16 protein-coding genes are annotated in these 19,434 nt (G+C 56.4%); 14 read left to right on the forward strand and 2 right to left on the reverse strand.

Annotated elements, in window-relative coordinates; all coding sequences use genetic code 11:
- Positions 1-102 precede the first annotated feature (102 nt).
- From cutC to trpS, 11 genes are all read left to right on the forward strand, one after another.
- The gene (gene cutC / locus ROR01S_RS14660) at positions 103-3,495 is read left to right on the forward strand and encodes a choline trimethylamine-lyase (RefSeq protein WP_004857480.1); all 3,393 of its coding nucleotides are present in this window, start codon (positions 103-105) and stop codon (positions 3,493-3,495) included.
- Positions 3,496-3,549: 54 nt separating this feature from the next.
- Positions 3,550-4,497: a choline TMA-lyase-activating enzyme gene (cutD, locus tag ROR01S_RS14665; RefSeq protein WP_004857478.1), complete on the forward strand. Its 948-nt coding sequence runs from the start codon at positions 3,550-3,552 to the stop codon at positions 4,495-4,497.
- 12 nt (positions 4,498-4,509) lie between these two features.
- Positions 4,510-4,935, forward strand: a complete 426-nt coding sequence (locus ROR01S_RS14670) for a BMC domain-containing protein (RefSeq protein WP_064359617.1) — start codon at positions 4,510-4,512, stop codon at positions 4,933-4,935.
- Complete coding sequence (locus tag ROR01S_RS14675) at positions 4,932-5,552, forward strand: phosphate propanoyltransferase (protein WP_064359618.1); 621 nt, start codon at positions 4,932-4,934, stop codon at positions 5,550-5,552. Before ROR01S_RS14670 ends, ROR01S_RS14675 begins: the two co-directional genes overlap by 4 nt.
- A gap of 12 nt (positions 5,553-5,564) precedes the next feature.
- On the forward strand, positions 5,565-6,257 hold the full coding sequence (locus ROR01S_RS14680) for a hypothetical protein (RefSeq protein ID WP_064359619.1): 693 nt from the start codon (positions 5,565-5,567) through the stop codon (positions 6,255-6,257).
- 14 nt (positions 6,258-6,271) lie between these two features.
- Complete coding sequence (locus ROR01S_RS14685) at positions 6,272-6,691, forward strand: DMT family transporter (RefSeq protein WP_004857468.1); 420 nt, start codon at positions 6,272-6,274, stop codon at positions 6,689-6,691.
- Positions 6,692-6,708: 17 nt separating this feature from the next.
- Complete coding sequence (locus ROR01S_RS14690) at positions 6,709-7,038, forward strand: DMT family transporter (RefSeq protein ID WP_004857466.1); 330 nt, start codon at positions 6,709-6,711, stop codon at positions 7,036-7,038.
- Between the two features lie 249 nt (positions 7,039-7,287).
- The gene (gene tnaC, locus ROR01S_RS14695; protein ID WP_004098218.1) at positions 7,288-7,383 is read left to right on the forward strand and encodes a tryptophanase leader peptide; all 96 of its coding nucleotides are present in this window, start codon (positions 7,288-7,290) and stop codon (positions 7,381-7,383) included.
- A 124-nt stretch (positions 7,384-7,507) separates the two neighbouring features.
- Positions 7,508-8,896 carry a tryptophanase gene (tnaA, locus tag ROR01S_RS14700; RefSeq protein ID WP_004857462.1) on the forward strand — a complete coding sequence of 463 codons (1,389 nt, stop codon included), beginning with the start codon at positions 7,508-7,510 and terminating at the stop codon, positions 8,894-8,896.
- A gap of 136 nt (positions 8,897-9,032) precedes the next feature.
- On the forward strand, positions 9,033-10,289 hold the full coding sequence (gene mtr, locus ROR01S_RS14705; protein ID WP_032716496.1) for a tryptophan permease: 1,257 nt from the start codon (positions 9,033-9,035) through the stop codon (positions 10,287-10,289).
- A 202-nt stretch (positions 10,290-10,491) separates the two neighbouring features.
- Positions 10,492-11,499: a tryptophan--tRNA ligase gene (gene trpS / locus ROR01S_RS14710; RefSeq protein WP_064359620.1), complete on the forward strand. Its 1,008-nt coding sequence runs from the start codon at positions 10,492-10,494 to the stop codon at positions 11,497-11,499.
- Positions 11,500-11,517: 18 nt separating this feature from the next.
- Here trpS and ROR01S_RS14715 read toward each other — a convergent pair whose 3' ends face one another.
- The gene (locus tag ROR01S_RS14715; protein ID WP_015585235.1) at positions 11,518-12,927 is read right to left on the reverse strand and encodes a diguanylate cyclase; all 1,410 of its coding nucleotides are present in this window, start codon (positions 12,925-12,927) and stop codon (positions 11,518-11,520) included.
- Positions 12,928-13,342: 415 nt separating this feature from the next.
- Between ROR01S_RS14715 and ROR01S_RS14720 the strand changes: the two genes are divergently transcribed.
- Genes ROR01S_RS14720 through ROR01S_RS14730 form a run of 3 tightly spaced genes read left to right on the forward strand, consistent with a single transcriptional unit; the run spans position 13,343 to position 18,272 of the window.
- Positions 13,343-14,410 (forward strand): HlyD family secretion protein, encoded by a 1,068-nt coding sequence (locus ROR01S_RS14720; protein WP_004857450.1) that lies wholly within the window; start codon positions 13,343-13,345, stop codon positions 14,408-14,410.
- Positions 14,407-17,148 carry a ribosome-associated ATPase/putative transporter RbbA gene (rbbA, locus tag ROR01S_RS14725; protein WP_064359621.1) on the forward strand — a complete coding sequence of 914 codons (2,742 nt, stop codon included), beginning with the start codon at positions 14,407-14,409 and terminating at the stop codon, positions 17,146-17,148. Before ROR01S_RS14720 ends, rbbA begins: the two co-directional genes overlap by 4 nt.
- Positions 17,148-18,272, forward strand: coding sequence for an ABC transporter permease (locus ROR01S_RS14730; protein WP_004857446.1), 1,125 nt, complete (start codon positions 17,148-17,150; stop codon positions 18,270-18,272). Before rbbA ends, ROR01S_RS14730 begins: the two co-directional genes overlap by 1 nt.
- 54 nt (positions 18,273-18,326) lie before the next feature.
- Here the strand turns inward: ROR01S_RS14730 and ROR01S_RS14735 are convergent, their stop codons facing one another.
- On the reverse strand, positions 18,327-18,644 hold the full coding sequence (locus ROR01S_RS14735; RefSeq protein WP_004857445.1) for a hypothetical protein: 318 nt from the start codon (positions 18,642-18,644) through the stop codon (positions 18,327-18,329).
- Positions 18,645-19,434: the final 790 nt, after the last annotated feature.

The raw sequence follows: 19,434 nt of genomic DNA on the forward strand, positions 1-19,434 counted from the left end.
AGGCCGGGTCAGACGACAGCCGCCCCCCTGCAAGCAGGCGGACACAGCATCCACAGCCGGGTTGTTAATCAGCCGCGGAACAGAACATCTGGAGAATACTACATGGCACACTACAGCTTAACGCCGCGCGTCCACGTGCTGGCTGAACGTTTACTCTCACATAAAAGCACCCTGTGCACCGAGCATGCCGCCACGTTGAACGCCCTTGATGGCGATATCGCGGGCATTCCCGCCGCCGTCAAGCCGGCGCGTCGTTTCTATGAGTTGATGCGCCAGCTGCCGCTGTGCATCAGCCCCGATGAGCTCATTGTCGGCGACCAGACCCGCAAACCGCACGGGGCAATTTTTCACGATGAAAGCGCCGCGCAGCGTCCGTCGGCGTTCCGTTTCCTGAATCTCAGCAGCGACCTGGACTCCCCGGATTACCGGCTGATTGTTGAAAAAGGCGCGCTAGCGATTAAACACCAGCTGGAAGAGAAAACCCGCAGCCTGGGTAGCGCCGTCAGCCGCAGCGGTATGGATGAAGTCAACGGCTGCCGGGCCGCCATTTACGCCTGCGACGCCCTCCTCGCCCTGGCGCAGAATCTGGCCACCAGCGCCGAAACGCTCGCGGCGGCGGAAAGCAACCCGTACCGCCAGGCCGAGCTGCTGGAGAGCGCGGCGATTCTGCATCACGTTCCGGCCCACCCGGCACGTAACTTCAAAGAGGCCTGCCAGGCATTTTATCTGTTTCAGCTGGCGCTGCAGCTGGACAACGGCAGCTATGCGGTAAACCCGGAAGGTGCCGATAAGGCTCTGCTGCCGTGGTATCAGCGCGACATCGCCAACGGCACCCTGACGCCGCAACGGGCCTATGAAATCGTTGAGTGCCTGTGGTTCAAACTGGCACAGCTGAGCGAAGTCCGCGCCGCCTGCGCCATCGACGGCTACCCGATGTTCGACGCCCTGCGCCACGGCGCCAGCCTCGATGACCCCAGCACAATCATCAACGAACTTTCCGCACTGTTCCTCTGCGCACAGCGGAATCTGAGCGCGCTCAATCTGCCGGTGCGTCTGTTCCACGGCGAACAAAAGGTCTCCGCCGCGCCGTTTGCCGCCTGTAGCGAAACGACAACAGCAGAAGGGCTGACTCCGCGCATGCAGCGCCTGCGCAACCACTACCTGACGGTACGCCCGAGCGTCTCTATCTATCGCGCGCTGGCCTTTACCGAGGTGGTGAAAGCAAATCCGGGTATGCCGACCATTCTGCTGCGCGCCAAAGCTTTCCGTCACGCCTGCGAAACCGCGCCGATCCTGATTCAGGACGATGAGCTGATCGTCGGCCATCCGTGCGGCAAGCCGCGCGCCGGGGCCTTCTCGCCGGATATCGCCTGGCGCTGGGTGCGCGACGAACTCGATACCATGAGCACCCGACCGCAGGATCCGTTTGAGATCAGCGAAGAAGATAAGAAAACCATCCGCGAAGAGATCGTCCCGTTCTGGGAAGGCCGCTCGCTGGATGAGATCTGTGAAGCCCAGTACCGCGAAGCGGGCGTGTGGGCGTTCAGCGGCGAAACCTTCGTCAGCGACCTCTCCTACCATCAGATCAACGGCGGCGGCGATACCTGCCCGGGCTATGACGTGCTGCTGTTCACCAAAGGGATGAACGGCATTAAAGCCGACGCGGAGGCGCATCTTGCCAGCCTGAGCATGGAAAACCCGGAAGATATCGACCGCATCTACTACTACAAGGCGGCGATTGAAACCTGCGAAGGGGTGATTAACTATGCGCATCGCATCGCCGCGCGCGCCCGTGAGCTGGCCGCTATTGAGCAAAACGCCCAGCGTCGCGCCGAGCTGCTGACCATTGCCGAAGTGAACCAGAACGTCCCGGCGAACCCGCCGAAGACTCTGCAGGAAGCGCTGCAAAGTATCTGGACCGTGGAGTCGCTGTTTGAAATTGAAGAGAACCAGACCGGCCTGTCGCTGGGCCGCGTGGACCAGTACTGCTACCCGATGTTTGAAGCCGATATTCGCGAAGGCCGCCTGACTCACGAAGCTGCGCTGGAGCTGCTGCAGGCTTTTATTATCAAATGCGCCGAACTGATGTGGATGTCGAGCGAGCTGGGGGCGAAATACTTCGCCGGTTATCAGCCGTTTATCAACCTGACCGTTGGCGGTCAGAAACGCTCCGGCGGCGATGCCTGTAACGACCTGACTTATCTGATTATGGATGCCGTGCGCTTTGTGAAGGTTTACCAGCCGTCGTTGGCCTGCCGTATTCACAACCAGTCGCCGCAGAAGTACATGGAAAAAATCGTCGACGTCGTCAAGGCGGGGATGGGCTTCCCGGCCTGCCACTTCGATGACTCTCATATCAAGATGATGCTGCGTAAGGGCTTCGATTTCGAAGATGCCCGCGACTACTGCCTGATGGGCTGCGTCGAACCGCAGAAATCCGGCCGCATCTATCAGTGGACCTCCACCGGCTACACCCAGTGGCCTATCGCCATCGAGTTCGTCTTAAACCGCGGCCGGATGGTGCTGTTCGATAGCTATCAGGGGCTGGATACCGGCGACCTGCGTGAGCTGCGCACCTTCGAAGAGTTTGACGCGGCGGTGAAACAGCAGATTGCCCATATCGTCCGTCTGTCGGCAATTGGCACGGTGATCAGCCAGCGCGTGCACCGCGACGTGGCGCCGAAACCGCTGATGTCGCTGCTGGTGGAAGGCTGCATGGAGAGCGGCAAAGACGTCGCCGCCGGCGGCGCGATGATCAACCACGGCCCGGGGCTGATCTTCTCCGGTCTGGCGACCTACGTCGATTCGATGGCGGCGATTCGTAAGCTGGTGTTCGAAGATAAGAAGTACACCCTCGAACAGATGCGCGATGCGATGCTGGCGAACTTTGAAGGCTTTGAGGCCCTGCGCCGCGACTGCCTGAACGCGCCGAAATACGGTAACGACGATAACTACGTTGACCAGTACGCGCTGGATATTACCGAGTGGACCGAGCGCGAGTGCCGCAAGTACAAAATGCTCTACTCCACGCTGAGCCACGGCACCCTCTCTATCTCCAACAACACGCCGATTGGCGAGCTGACCAACGCCACGCCGAACGGCCGTCTGGCATGGATGCCGCTTTCCGATGGTATCAGCCCGACACAGGGGGCGGATAAGCAGGGTCCAACCGCCATCATCAAGTCAGTCAGCAAGATGAACGTGGAGACCATGAATATCGGCATGGTGCATAACTTCAAGTTCCTCAAAGGGTTGCTGGACACACCTGAGGGTCGCCATGGCCTGATTACCCTGCTGCGCACGGCATCGATTCTCGGCAACGGTCAGATGCAGTTCAGCTACGTCGATAACGAAGTGCTGAAAAAAGCCCAGCAGGAGCCGGAAAAATATCGCGACCTGATCGTCCGCGTCGCCGGCTACAGCGCCTACTTCGTTGAGCTGTGCAAAGAGGTACAGGACGAAATCATCAGCCGTACGGTGATTGAGAAGTTCTGATAAACACGGACGTTTTTGGACACGGATGTCCCGATCGTTTTACTGGAGGTATGTGTGAGCGCAAAACAAGAATTAACCGGACGAATATTCAATATTCAGAAATATTCGATCTACGACGGCGATGGCATTCGCACGCTGGTTTTTTTCAAAGGCTGCAATATACGCTGCCCATGGTGCGCTAACCCGGAGGGGCTGAATAGCCAGTTCCAGGTCATGTTCTCGCACGACAAATGCATTAACTGCGGCGACTGCGTCAATGTCTGCCCGGCCGGCATTCACTATCGGGCAGAAGAAAACGGCGAGATGAAGCATTTTGTCGACCGTAATAAAGACTGTATTGGCTGCCGCAAATGCGAAGAGATTTGTACCCAGAACGCGCTGGATATTATGGGTAAAGACGTCACCGTCAGCGAGCTGATGGACATCATCATGCAAGATTATGACTTCTACATTGCTTCCGGCGGCGGCGTGACCATCGGCGGCGGTGAAATGAGCCTGCAAACCGATTTTGCCGTGGCGCTGTTCAGCGAATGCAAAAAGATGATGCTCAATACCGCCATCGAAACCCAGGGCACGACCCCGCTGGCCAATTATCAAAAGCTGGCGCCGGTGACCGACACCTTCTTATTCGATATTAAGCAAATAAACAGCGAACACCATAAAGCGTTATTTGGCATCGGCAATGAAGGTATTCGCCGCAATCTGGAATGGCTGGTGGACTCCGGCGCTAACGTGATTATTCGCATGCCGCTGGTTCGCGGATATAACGACTCATTTGATGCCATTACCGGGGCTATTGATTACGTGCAGAAACTGGCGAAGCGCGGAAATATCCGCCGCATCGACATGCTGCCGTACCACCAGCTGGGCCGCAAAAAATACGAGCGCCTGGATATGCCCTACCCCATTACCCAGGACCCGTCTTATTCGTCCGAAGAGCTGAACCAGCTGGAGACGTTCTTCACGCAGTTTGATTTTGATATTCGCTTAGTCCGCCATTAACAGGAGCCGACAATGAAAAGTTTAGGCGTAATTGAAACGCGAGGGCTGGTCACCGCCATTCAGGCCGTAGACGCCGCCTGTAAAGCCGCAGGCGTGACCTGCATTGGCTATCGCAAAATCGGATCGGGGCTGGTCAGCGTCTGCTTCGAAGGCGAGATCAGCGCCATCCACACCGCCATTGAGCGCGGCGTCGAGGTGGCGGGCGCTGCGCAGCACGTCAAGTCGCTGGTCATCGCCCGTCCGGAACCCAGCGTGGTGGCGGCGCTGAGTCATCTGAAAGGCCGCCCGGAGGCAAAACCGGTCGCGAACCACGCCGACATGAAAAACGCAGTGCCGGCTGCGATGGAAAAAGTCGAGCCGCAGACGCCGCCTTCCCCGCCAGCGCCGGGGGAGCCGGAAGATAAAAATGCCGCGATGAAGAAAGGGAAGAAGGCATGATCGACACCCTGCTACATGAAAAAATCACCGCCCGACTGACGCGCTCCGCGCCCGATATCCCGGTCGGTATCTCTAACCGTCACGTTCATCTGTCTCAGCAGGATGTCGAGGCGCTGTTTGGCCAGGGTTATACGCTGACGCCGTTTAAACCCCTACGCCAGCCGGGGCAGTTTGCCGCCCAGGAGTGCGTGACCGTCGTCGGCCCGAAGGGCTCGCTCGCTCAGGTTCGCGTCCTCGGGCCAACCCGCCCGGTGACTCAACTGGAAATCTCCCGCGCCGACTGCTTTACCCTCGGCATCAAAGCGCCGGTTCGCGAATCTGGCCAGCTGGAGAACGCGGGTAACGCGCTGCTGATCGGCCCGGCCGGCCACGTCGAACTGCGCTCTCAGGTGATCTGCGCCTGGCGGCATATCCATATGTCGCCGCAGGATGCGCGGCAGTTGAATGTCGCCAATGGCCAGAAGGTGAGCGTCCGCAGCAACGGCGAACGCCAGCTGACCTTCGACGAAGTGGTGGTGCGGGTGCGCGATGACTTCGCGCTGGAGTTTCATATTGATACCGAAGAAGCCAACGCCGCCGGACTGAAAAACGGCGCGCAGGTCACGCTCATCGCTTAACGGAGGCCAGCCATGACCGACGAACAGATGGAATACCTGGTGGAACGCATTATCCAGCGTCTGCGGCCGCCGGTGCTGGTGATGGTTGGTCCGGCCGCGGGCTATCGCCAGGCCATCCGCAGCCGTCTGGCGGGATGCGGACAGCGTCTGCAGCTGGCGCTGGACGAAAGTGTGACGGATGCCGCGCTGTGGCAGGCGGTCGGTGAAACGCTGCCGTCCAACGCCTGGCAGGAAGCGCTGCCGTCGACAGCCTGGCGGGCCGTAGTGGTGCCGTTTCTCGACTATCCGCTGGCGGCCGATCTGGTTAACGGCACCTTGCAAAACCCGCAAGCCAGACGATTGCATGCTGCTCTGCTTACCGGCATGCCGGTAATGGCGCTGCGCTATCACTGCGATCCGGCCAGCGAGTTAAACCAGCTGCGCGGAGCAGATAGCACGACGCCCTACGCCGGACATATGCAGTCCACGTTGACCCGGCTGACGGCATGCGGTGTCACGCTGTGCACCATGAATGAGCTACTGGCGAAGCTGGCAGCAGGAACGGAGGCGCCCGCTCAGGCACCGACCGCCGGCGCGCGGCGTTATCTCACTGTCACAGACATCGTGAATAATCCGGCGCTGGCCTGTGCCCCCGCAGCGCAGTTAACCGATGCCGCTATCGATTTTTTGAAAAACAGAAAAAAAGAACCCTACCTTAATAAATAGATCCGGAGTTTATTATGTCTTCAAAAACAAAATGTTGGCTATGGATGCTGTTGGTTATCCTTTCGGAAACCTCGGCCACTTCCACCCTGAAAATGTTCGGTAGCAGCGAAGGGACCACCAAAATGCTGCTGCTCGGGCTGCTGGTGCTGCTGTACTGCACCTGCTACTACTCCCTTTCCCGCGCGGTGAAAGATATTCCCGTTGGCCTGGCGTACGCCACCTGGTCCGGTACCGGGATTCTGGTGGTTTCGACGCTGGGGATGGCATTTTACGGTCAGCATCCGGACACCGCGGCGATTATCGGCATGGCCGTTATCGCCAGCGGCATCGTTATCATGAATCTGTTTTCCAAAATGGGTAGCGAAGAGAGCGAAGATACGCCAGTTAAACCAGTTGCTTCACCCTCATCCCTGGACAAAAAAGTCGCCAACTAACGAAAAAGGAATCGCATATGTTTAATCTCGGATTTTTATGGTTGGCGCTGTCTATCGGCTCCGAAATCACCGGTACCTCGATGATCAAAAAGACCAACGGCTTTAGTAAACTGGCGCCGTCGGTACTGGTGGTCTGCGCCTACGGCCTGTGCTACTTCGCCCTCACTCGCGCGATGAGCACCATTCCGGTGGGCGTCGCCTACTCGCTATGGTGCGGCTTTGGCATCGTCGGCGTCACCATCTGCTCGATGATCCTCTACAAGCAAAAACCGGATCTGCCGGCGATCCTCGCCATGGTGCTGATTATTTCCGGCGGCATCATCATGAACGTCTTCTCCAGCATGTAAGTTTCGCCTGCGCCTTCATTGAGTTCGATGAGGGCGCAAAAACCGCACTCAATAACATGTTATTGCCGCAATAAAAAAAACAAAAAACCATCGCCTGCTAATCAAATAATCAATAACGCTAAAAACACGACCAACGTCAAATTTTGCTGCTCCGTTTAGCCATAAATAACTTTTTGTGATTTTAATCGTAGTTATTTTCTCATTTTGCCTTATTTTTATCACATCCCTTCACCTACAGAGGACGATGTAATGACGCAAAAATCGATTTATCGCCTCATTGCCCAGGGCGGCCTGGACGACTGGTATAATTTGGATCACCGTATCTCCAACGACTTCCCTCGTTAATTCTCCGCTGCTGTTTACCCTCTAAATAAAATTAATTTAGCACTGCGTTTAGTCGCTATTTGTTGCGCCTGTTATTTGTCGCCGAATAGCCAAACGCGGCACAGCATTCCCATGGAGAAAATAAATGAAACGCATCCCTGAGCCGTTCCGCATTAAAATGGTCGAAAACATTCGCATGACCACCTTTGACGATCGAGTCAAAGCCCTGGCAGAAGCAGGCTATAACCCGTTTTTGCTCAATAGTCAGGACGTTTATATCGACCTGCTGACCGACTCCGGCACCGGCGCGATGAGCGACCATCAGTGGGCCGGGCTGATGATGGGCGATGAGGCTTACGCCGGGTCGCGTAACTATCAGCACCTGTGCGAGAAGGTCAAAGAGATTATCGGCTATCCGTACACCATTCCGACCCACCAGGGGCGGGGCGCAGAGCAGATTCTGTTCCCGAGCCTGATTGCCCGCCGCAAGTCGGCGCATCCGGTGTTTATTTCTAACTTCCATTTCGATACCACCGCCGCCCACGTCGAACTCAACGGCGCGAAAGCGATTAACGTAGTGACGCCAAAAGCCTTCGACACCACGTCGTGGTACGACTGGAAGGGCAATTTCGACATTGATTTGCTGAAAGCGACCATCGCCGAACATGGCGCAGAAAATGTGGCGGCCATCATTACCACCGTCACCTGTAACAGCTCTGGCGGCCAGCCGGTATCGCTGGCGAATATGCGCGAGGTATATCAGATTGCCCGCCAGAATAATATTCCGGTGGTGATCGACTCCGCCCGCTTCTGCGAAAACGCCTGGTTTATCAAACAGCGCGAAGAGGGTTACGCCGATAAATCGGTGAAAGAGATTATTCTCGAGATGTACCAGTACGGCGATATGCTGACCATGTCTGCCAAGAAAGACCCGATGGTGAATATCGGCGGCCTGTGCTGTTTCCGCGATGACGAAGAGCTATTCAACGAAGTGCGTATTCGCTGCGTACCGATGGAAGGCTTTGTCACCTACGGTGGTCTGGCGGGACGCGATATGGAGGCGCTGGCTATTGGTCTGGAAGAAGGTACCAACGAGGATTACCTCGCTTATCGTATCAATCAGGTGGAATACCTTGGCGAACGCCTGCGCGAAGGCGGCATTCCGATTCAATATCCGACCGGCGGTCATGCGGTATTCGTTGATGCGAAACTGCTGCTGCCGCATATCCCGGCGGAGCAGTTCCCGGCGCACGCGTTAAACAACGAGCTGTATCTGGAGGCGGGTATCCGCAGCGTGGAAATCGGCTCCCTGCTGCTCGGCCGCGACCCGGAAACCGGCAAGCAGAAGGCCTCGCCGATGGAGCTGCTGCGCCTGACCATTCCGCGCCGCGTTTATACTAACGATCATATGGACTATATCGCTGATGCGCTGATTGCCGTTAAGGCCCGCGCCGCCACGATTAAGGGCCTGACCTTTACCTATGAGCCGCCGGTATTACGCCACTTCGTCGCCAGACTGAAACCGGTGAAATAACCCCCCGGGCGCTCTCGCAACGGGAGCGCCTTTAATTTCGCATACAGAAAAATAAGCTCAATCGCTCGGGTTGCGTCTCGGTAGCCGTTTTCCCGCAACCTGTTACTTAATATATAGCCACGTGAGGAATAACCTTATGGCTACATTATCGGTCGCAAAAGCGGTCTCAACAAATACGCCATCGCTTATTGGCGGGGCGATGATTATCGGCGGCACTATTATTGGCGCAGGCATGTTCTCATTACCAGTGGTCATGTCCGGCGCCTGGTTTTTCTGGTCTCTGCTGGCATTGGTATTTACCTGGTTTTGTATGTTGCATTCGGGGTTAATGATCCTCGAGGCGAATCTGAATTATCATATTGGCGCCAGCTTCGACACTATTACGAAAGATTTACTGGGCACCGGCTGGAATATTATTAACGGCCTGACCGTGGCCTTCGTATTATATATTTTAACCTATGCCTATATATCCGCCAGCGGTTCGGTTATTCAGCATACTTTTGCGCAAATGCATCTCGCGGTTCCCGCGCGCTCAGGCGGCCTGGCGTTCGCGCTGGTCGTCGCCTTTATCGTCTGGCTGAGCACTAAAGCGGTCAGCCGGATGACCACCATCGTACTGGGCGCCAAAATTCTCACCTTCTTTATGACCTTTGGCGGTCTGATGTGGCACGTGGAGCCCGCGATTCTGTTCAATCGCGCGGAAGCGAATGCGTCGTATCTGCCCTACGTGCTGATGACGCTGCCGTTCTGTCTGGCGTCCTTTGGCTATCACGGCAATGTCCCCAGCCTGATGAAGTACTACGGTAAAGACCCGCAGGTCATTCGCCGCTGCCTGCTGCTCGGCACGCTGATGGCACTGGTGCTGTATATTATCTGGCTGGTCGGTACGATGGGCAATATTCCGCGTCCGGCGTTTATCGATATCGCCGGGAAAGGCGGCAATATCGACGTGCTGGTGCAGACGCTAAGCGGCCTGCTGAACAGTTCAAGCCTGGATTTACTGCTAACCGTCTTTTCCAACTTCGCCGTCGCCAGTTCGTTCCTTGGCGTCACGCTTGGCCTGTTTGATTATCTGGCGGATCTGTTTAAGTTCGACGATAGCCGTCAGGGGCGCTTTAAAACCGCGCTGGTCACCTTCCTGCCGCCCATTGTCGGCGGGCTGCTGTGGCCCAACGGTTTTATCTATGCCATCGGTTTCGCCGGTCTCGCCGCCACCGTCTGGGCCGCTATTGTTCCCGCCCTGCTGGCGCGCGCCTCGCGCAGACGTTTTGGTAGCCCTGCCTATCGGGTCTGGGGCGGCAATACCATGATTATCCTGATTTTATGTTTCGGTGGCGCCAACGCGATCATTCATATTTTATCCAGCTTTAACCTGCTGCCGGTGTATCGCTAACTAAAAACCGCTTTCACTGCCGCCGCGTTTCGTGGCAGGATAGTCCGATGAACAGAATCGTCGTCATTGTCCGCCCATATCGTTGGTGGCTGCCTGCATAACAGGCGGCACGATTCACATATCCATTTTAAAGCCGCCGGAAGGCGGCTTTATCGTTTCTCAGCGACGTCTTTCGGCTTAACAGCATCGTAAGGAGTCTCTGATGAATACCAACCCGACCATTCTTACCGGCGATCGCCCCACCAGCCAGCTGCATCTCGGCCACTACGTGGGATCGCTCCGCCAGCGCGTACAGCTGCAGCACGATCATCAACAGTTTATCCTGATCGCCGATCTGCAGGGATTAACCGATAACGGCAGCGACCCGCAGAAAATCAGCAGCAATATCTTTGAAGTGATGGCCGATTATCTGGCGGTAGGTATCGATCCGCACAAAACCACGATTTGCCTGCAATCAGCGCTGCCTGCCCTGGCGGAACTGAGCGCGCTGTATATGAATATCGTCACCGTCGCCCGCGTCGAGCGTAACCCGACGGTCAAAAGTGAAATCGCCCAGAAGGGATTCTCCCGTTCACTACCGGTCGGTTTTCTGGCCTATCCCATTAGTCAGGCGGCCGATATCACCGCGTTTAAGGCCGGTCTGGTACCGGTTGGCGACGATCAGCTGCCGATGATCGAACAGACCAATGAGATCGTCCACAAAATGAATAGCCTGACCACGACGCCGGTACTGCAGCACTGCCGGGCGCTGCTCAGCGATGTCAGCCGCCTGCCGGGCATTGACGGCGGCGCCAAGATGTCAAAATCGCTGGGCAATACGCTCACGCTCTCGGCCAGTGAAGAGCAGATTCATCGTGCGGTCGGCGCCATGTATACCGACCCGACCCATCTGCGGGTCAGCGATCCAGGCCGAATCGAAGGCAATGTTGTCTTTACTTACCTCGATGCTTTCCATCCCAATCCTGCCTTTGTCACCGAGATGAAGGCGCATTATCAACGCGGCGGGCTGGGTGACCGACAGTGCAAAAACGCGCTGGAGGAGTGTCTGCAGACGCTGCTGGCGCCCATTCGCCAACGCCGGGCAACGTATATAGCGGATAAAGGAATGTTGCTGGAGCTGCTGCGTCAGGGGAGCGAGCGGGCGCATCGCCTCACGCAGCAAACGTTGCATGAGGTGATGCGCGGATTAGGATTGCCGGTTCTGTTCTGAGCGCCGGGGGGCGACGCTTTAATGCTGCGGGTCCTGCTCAACCTGGTGCATCTTCACGCAGTCGCGTCCGCTGCGCTTGGCCACGTACAGCGCACTGTCAGCGTCGCGCAGCAGCCGATTATAGTCCGGATGGCCGGTATGCACGGCGAAGCCGGCGCTGGTGGTAATGGCGATATTCGTCTCGCCGCCGACATTAAACGGGAGCTGGCTGATGCTTTTACGTAAGCGCTCAAGGAGCGCAAAAGCCTCGGCCGCGCCGGTTTCCACCAGAACCAGCAGAAACTCTTCGCCGCCGTAGCGAAAGATATAATCGCTGGAGCGGATGTTATTGCTGAGCAGATCGGCAACGTGCTTGATTGCCCGGTCGCCCACCATATGACCCCAGTTATCATTAATCTCTTTAAAATGATCGATATCGACAATCGCCACCGTCATCGGCAGTTCATGCTCCATGGCGAGCGTGACCTCATGCTTGAGGACGACCGGCAGATAGCGGCGGTTGAGCAGGCTGGTCAGGGAGTCTTTACCGTTCTGCATCTGCGACAGACTGCTGAAGATGACCCCGAGCTGGCTGCTGATTTTCTGGCAAAGGATGTGGATGCTCTGGAGCAAAGTTTGCGTATTTTTATATTCAGCGCCGCTGTCTGAGGATTTCCAGCCGATGATCAAATTGTCTACCTGCGTAATCAAGTCGGCGATCTCTTCCATCTGCGCGTTCTTGTTAAAATAACGCACGCATTTATGACGGAACCACAGGCCAAACTCAGATTCAGATAATAACGTCCCGTTAATATCGTTCTTATTTTCACTGACAATATTAAAAATCGCACTATTTTCCCAGCCGGAGAGCGAGGCCTGCTGTTTGCCATATTCCATTGGCACATTATCCATCAGGCTATACAGACGATAGGCTTCTTCATTTTTCGTCGCCCGATAGTGCGATAAGGTGTAGGCATGGCACATCATCTCGATCGCCATATTAATCGCCATCACCGCGTAGTGGATGGTCGCAAGGCCGGTCTGGTGGTCAATCTTATCGTTATCCCGCACATATTCAATCAGCCCGGCCTTAAGCTGGCGTGCGCCGCGCAGTACGGCCTCAGCGGGGATGCCGATGCGCGCATGAATACTGCCGATATGATATTGCCTTTCTGCCAGCGCCTGCAGCTGATCTTTCTCGCTGGTCAAAATGTCGTTGACCCACACGGCCAGTGAACGGCTAAGACGTTCCTGAACCAGATCGTAAGTCAGGTGGCGGGCGATATCGGGATCCTGAAAAATGAAGTCATAAAAACGAGCGGCCAGAGCTTCAGACTGCTCAGCGGCAATATTTTTAAGAATCGCCTTCACTTCCGGCTTCAGGCCGTCATACAACGGCAACCACTCCTTAAAAATAACTGAGATATATTTTTTGCTTTCATCGCTCATGAAATAAAGCACTCGCCGACATAGGTCTATTTTCAAGGCCGCAAATCATACAACAGTTCGCCCAGGTCAACCAGATTAAAAATGCAGCAGCCGGGCTTTCCCCTCTCCTGTCCGACCGTTTGCGGTGATTGGCGCTGCGACATCAATAACCCATGTTTATCGTATGGACATACTCACGGTAAATGCTAGTATCCCATAGACAGTAGCTATATTTATGCGTGTTTCATTTAAGGCCAGGATTGCTGATGATGACCACATTCGTAGCACATCTATTTCACCGGGTAGTCGCGCAGCTGGACGTGCGCGCCGGTCGGCCTTGCCCCTCCCCACCTCTGCCTTACAAAGGGATAACGCTCCGTACAACGGAGGGAAGAGACGCGCATCACTCAGCAATATGGAACAGAGCGAGTAGCGTATGGACAAAATCAAACAGCACTGGGCCTGGTGCCTTATCGGCCTGCTGGCGGTTATCGCCGCCCTGATATGGTGGGCATTACGTCCGCCGGGACTTCCGCAGGGCTTTGCCAGCAGCAACGGCAGAATAGAAGCCACTGAGGTGGATATCGCCACCAAAACTGCCGGACGCATCGACGCCATTCTGGTCAAAGAGGGGCAGTTTGTTCACAAGGGCGAGGTGCTGGCGCGGATGGATATTCGGGTGCTGAACGAACAGCGCCTCGAAGCGGCCGCCCAGATTAAAGAGGCGCAAAGCGCGGTCGCCGCCGCCAAAGCGCTGCTCGATCAGCGACAAAGCGAAATGCGCGCCACCGAAGCGGTGGTGAAACAGCGGCAGGCGGAGCTGAACTCCACCGCGAAACGCCACGTGCGCTCCAGCGCGCTGTCGCAGCGCGGCGCGGTGTCAGCCCAGCAGCTTGACGACGATCGGGCGGCAGCGGAAAGCGCCCGGGCAGCGCTCGAATCCGCCAGAGCCCAGGTCTCAGCGGCAAAAGCGGCAATTGAAGCCGCCCGTACCAGCATTATTCAGGCCCAGACCCGCGTTGATGCCGCTCAGGCAACCGAACGGCGCATCCTTGCCGATATTGACGATAGTGAACTCAAAGCGCCACGCGACGGCCGCATTCAGTATCGCGTCGCCGAACCGGGCGAAGTGCTGGCCGCCGGCGGTCGGGTGCTGAATATGGTTGACCTCTCCGATGTCTATATGACCTTCTTCCTGCCTACCGAGCAGGCAGGCTTGCTGGCACTGGGTAGCGAAGCACGCATCGTGCTCGACGCGGCCCCGGGCCTGGTGGTGCCTGCTCATATCAGCTTTGTCGCCAGCGTCGCGCAGTTTACGCCAAAGACGGTAGAAACCAGCGATGAACGCCTGAAGCTGATGTTCCGCGTGAAGGCCCGCATCCCGCCGGAGCTGCTGGAGCAGCATCTGGAGTATGTGAAAACCGGTCTGCCCGGCATGGCGTATGTTCGCCTGGATAGCCAGCGGGCGTGGCCCGATACGCTCACGGTGAGGTTACCGCAATGAGAGGCGTTCAGCAGGATACTCACCCACCGGTCGCCCTGCTGGAACACGTCGGCCAGCGCTTTGGTGCCACCGTCGCGCTGCGGGATATCACGCTAAGCATCCCCGCTCGTCAGATGGTCGGTCTGATCGGCCCTGATGGCGTCGGTAAATCCAGCTTACTGTCGCTGATTTCCGGTGCGCGGGTCATTGAACAGGGTAACGTGATGGTGCTCGGTGGCGATATGCGCGATGCGCGTCACCGCCGGGATGTTTGCCCCAAAATCGCCTGGATGCCGCAGGGGCTGGGCAAAAACCTCTATCACACTCTGTCGGTATATGAAAACGTCGATTTCTTTGCCCGTCTGTTTGGTCATGACAAAGCCGAACGCGAGAACCGCATCGATGAACTCCTGCGCAGCACCGGACTGGCCCCTTTCCGCGATCGCCCTGCCGGGAAATTATCCGGCGGGATGAAGCAGAAGCTCGGCCTGTGCTGCGCGCTGATCCATGATCCGCAGCTGTTGATCCTTGATGAACCGACGACCGGCGTTGACCCGCTTTCTCGCGCCCAGTTCTGGGAGCTGATTAACAGCATCCGCCAGCGCCAGCCGGAGATGAGCGTACTGGTCGCTACGGCCTATATGGAAGAGGCGGAACGCTTCGACTGGCTGGTAGCCATGAACGCGGGGGAAGTACTGGCAACCGGCAGTGCCGAAGAACTTAAAGCGCAAACCCACAGTCAGACCCTGGAGCAGGCGTTTATCGCCCTGCTGCCGGAAGCCCAGCGCAAGGCGCATAAAGAGGTGATCATTGCGCCGCGTAACGCTCAGGAAAATGACATCGCGATTGAAGCCCGCGGCCTGACCATGCGCTTCGGCAACTTCGTGGCGGTCGATCACGTGAACTTCCGCATCGCGCGCGGCGAGATTTTTGGTTTCCTCGGTTCGAACGGTTGCGGTAAATCAACCACCATGAAAATGCTGACCGGCCTGCTGCCCGCCAGCGAAGGCGAAGCCTGGCTATTTGGTCAGCCGGTCAATCCCAGGGATATCGAAACCCGTCGCCGCGTCGGCTATATGTCGCAGGCGTTCTCCCTCTACAGCGAATTGACCGTCAGGCAGAACCTCGAACTGCACGCCCGTTTATTTCACATTCCGGATGCCGAGATCCCCGCTCGGGTGGCGGAAATGAGCCAGCGTTTTATGTTAACGGAGGTCGAAGATGCGCTGCCCGCCTCTCTGCCGTTAGGCATTCGTCAGCGCCTTTCGCTTGCCGTGGCGGTGATCCATCGTCCGGAAATGCTGATCCTTGATGAACCGACTTCCGGCGTCGATCCGGTCGCCAGGGATATGTTCTGGCAGCTGATGGTCGATCTCGCCCGTCAGGATCGGGTAACGATTTTTATCTCGACCCACTTTATGAATGAAGCCGAGCGCTGCGATCGCATTTCGCTAATGCACGCCGGGAAGGTACTGGCCAGCGACACGCCGCAGGCGCTGGTTGCGCAGCGCGGCGCGGCGAACCTTGAAGAGGCGTTTATCGCCTGGCTGCAGGATGCCCAGCGGCCCGTCGAACAAATACCGCCCGCCCCGCCGGTTAGCTCTCCCGCCGGAACGACGGCCCCGCGCCAGGCGTTCAGCCTGCGGCGACTGTTTAGCTACAGCCGACGTGAAGCGCTGGAGCTGCGGCGCGATCCGGTACGTTCGACTCTGGCGCTGTTGGGTACCGTGATTCTGATGTTCATCATGGGATATGGCATTAGTATGGATGTGGAAGATCTGCGCTTCGCGGTCCTCGATCGCGATCAGACTCTCAGCAGTCAGGGCTGGTCGCAGAATATCGCCGGTTCGCGCTACTTCATTGAGCAACCGCCGCTGCAGAGCTATGACCAACTGGACAGGCGGATGCGCAACGGCGAACTGGCCGTCGCCATTGAAATTCCACCTGATTTCGGCCGCAATATTGCCCGCGGTACGCCGGTAAAAATTGGCGTCTGGGTGGACGGCGCGATGCCTAACCGGGCTGAGACGGTACGCGGCTACGTCCAGGCGATGCATCTGGCCTGGCTGCAGGAGATGGCCGGACGGCAGGCGACGCCCGGTCGCGATACGTCGCTGATATCCATTGAGACGCGCTATCGCTATAACCCGGACGTGAAAAGCCTGCCGGCCATTGTTCCGGCGGTGATCCCGCTGCTGTTGATGATGATCCCAGCGATGCTCAGCGCGCTGAGCGTGGTCCGTGAAAAAGAGCTTGGTTCAATCATCAATCTGTACGTCACGCCGACAACCCGCAGCGAGTTTTTACTGGGCAAGCAGCTGCCGTATATCGCGCTGGGTATGTTTAACTTCCTCCTGCTGTGCGCGCTGTCAGTCGTGGTGTTTGGCGTGGCGCATAAGGGCAGTTTTCTGACCCTGACGCTGGCGGCGCTGCTCTATGTCACCATCGCCACCGGGTTGGGGCTGCTGATCTCGACCTTTATGAAAAGCCAGATTGCGGCCATCTTCGGCACCGCCATTATTACGCTGATACCGGCCACGCAGTTTTCCGGCATGATTGACCCGGTCGCTTCGCTGGAGGGGCCAGGGCGCTGGATTGGGCAGATTTACCCGACCAGCCACTTCCTGACCATTGCCCGCGGCACATTCTCAAAAGCCCTGAGCCTGACCGATCTGTGGGCGTCCTTTATACCGCTGCTGATTGCCATCCCGCTGGTGCTCGGCCTCAGCGTGTGGCTGCTGAAAAAACAGGAGGGATGATGCGCGGATTACGCAATATTTATAATCTCGGCGTCAAAGAGCTGCGCAGTCTACTTGGCGATAAGGCGATGCTGACCTTAATCCTGTTCGCCTTCACCGTGTCGGTCTATTCCTCAGCGACCGTGATGCCGGGGTCGCTGCATCTGGCGCCTGTCGCGATTGCCGATATGGATAAATCGCAGCTCTCTTCGCGTATTATCAACGGCTTTTATCGGCCGTGGTTTTTACCGCCTGAGCTGATCAATGAAGATGAGATGGATGCCGGGCTGGATGCCGGGAACTATACTTTTGCCATTAATATTCCGCCCAACTTTCAGCGTGATGTGCTCGCCGGACGGCAGCCGGAAATTCAGGTGAACGTCGATGCCACGCGTATGAGTCAGGCGTTTACCGGCAATGGCTATATCCAGAATATCATTAGCGGGGAGGTGAACAGCTTCGTGGCTCGCTACCGGGGTAATGATACCCTGCCGGTCGAGCTGGCGGTGCGCATGCGCTTTAACCCCAATCTCGAACAGGAGCGTTTTGGCGCGGTCATGGCCATCATCAATAACATCACCCTGCTGGCCATCGTGCTGACCGGCTCGGCGCTGATCCGCGAGCGCGAGCACGGGACAATCGAACACCTGCTGGTCATGCCGGTCACGCCATTCGAAATTATGCTGGCAAAAATCTGGTCGATGGGACTGGTGGTCCTGGTTGTTTCCGGGCTGTCGCTGCTGCTCATGGTCCAGGGGGTGCTACAGGTGCCGATTGAAGGCTCCATCCCGCTGTTTATGCTGGGCGTGGCCCTGAGCCTGTTTGCCACCACCTCAATCGGTATCTTTATGGGAACGCTGGCTCGCTCGATGCCGCAGCTGGGGCTGCTGATGATTCTGGTGCTGCTGCCGCTGCAGATGCTGTCTGGTGGGTCGACCCCGCGGGAAAGCATGCCGCAGGCGGTGCAGGATATTATGTTAACCATGCCGACCACGCATTTTGTCAGCCTGGCGCAGGCGATTCTGTATCGGGGAGCTGACTTTGCTATCGTCTGGCCGCAGTTTTTAACCCTGATGGCCATCGGCGGCGTGTTCTTTACTATTGCACTGCTACGTTTTCGTAAAACGATTGGCACAATGGCATGAGTGATGCGCGGTGGCCGTACGTCAGGTGACGGCCACCGGCGATAAGGGACGAGGTTAGTGCTTGCGGTTTATCACGCGACGTAGCAGCCAGGTAAAACCCATCGCCATGCTGAACAGGATAAAGAGCAGAACCACCCAGCTCAGCGAAATACGCACTAACGCGCTGAACGTCATCAGCGGCTGCAGGTAGACGGTAAAGGATTCGCTTACCGGTTTCCCCATCAGCAGCATTGCGCTGTCAACGGCCCAGACGCACACCCGGCAAGCAACCCAGATAATCGCCGGCCAGCACAGCAGAACCAAAAAGGTGAAGCGTTCCTGCAGGTAACGGATGAACCGTCGCAAAGGCGACCATTTTAAAAGGATCTTCATTTATATTCTCATCGTGTCGCTCGATAACATTGATGCCACACCCATGAGACTGCGTGGAGTAGAGGAGGATCTCAGCGACATCGGGATAGCATTAATACTGATCGTACGCGCTACATTATATCGATATTACAGTGACACGAACTCGATCGAGTTAACAAACTGTTAATGACACTAAAACATTTTCCCTCGAAAGTCCAGTTACAACAGCACATGTCGTTAAATACAAACAAACTATTTTAATATATTGATTAGTAATGATTAAAATTAAAAATATAAATCAATCAAATACTTTTAAATATAAATATGGATTTTTGGCTTTATTTATTACGACAATAACAAACTCAGGAAATAATATTTAATATTAATAAATAAAGCGTCATAAAGAGAAGCGGGATATATTCTGCACCACGAGAGATGAAAAGCAGTATTTTCGAAGATGAGCGTTGCAGTGAATCTCTCGTTGCGCAGTGCCTGAGTGAGGTATGACGCCTGTTTCACCATCCTGAAGGGGGGTTACGCGTGACATCTGTCCGGGATGCCCGATCGCACCTGTCTGTCAGGCCAGATTGTGTACCGACAAAAACGCAAAAAGCCCGTCGGTGAGGACGGGCTTCTGACTGATTTGGTGCCTGGCCGTTTATGGCGGGCTTTCCTGCCCGCCACCCTTCGGGCCGTTGCTTCGCAACGTTCAAATCCGCTCCCGGCGAATTTGTCCTGCTCAAAGAGTCACTCACCGACAAACAACAGATAAAACAAAAGGCCCAGTCTTTCGACTGAGCCTTTTGTTTTA

The organism is Klebsiella ornithinolytica NBRC 105727 = ATCC 31898 (assembly GCF_001598295.1).
GTDB classification, from domain to species: Bacteria; Pseudomonadota; Gammaproteobacteria; order Enterobacterales; family Enterobacteriaceae; genus Klebsiella; species Klebsiella ornithinolytica.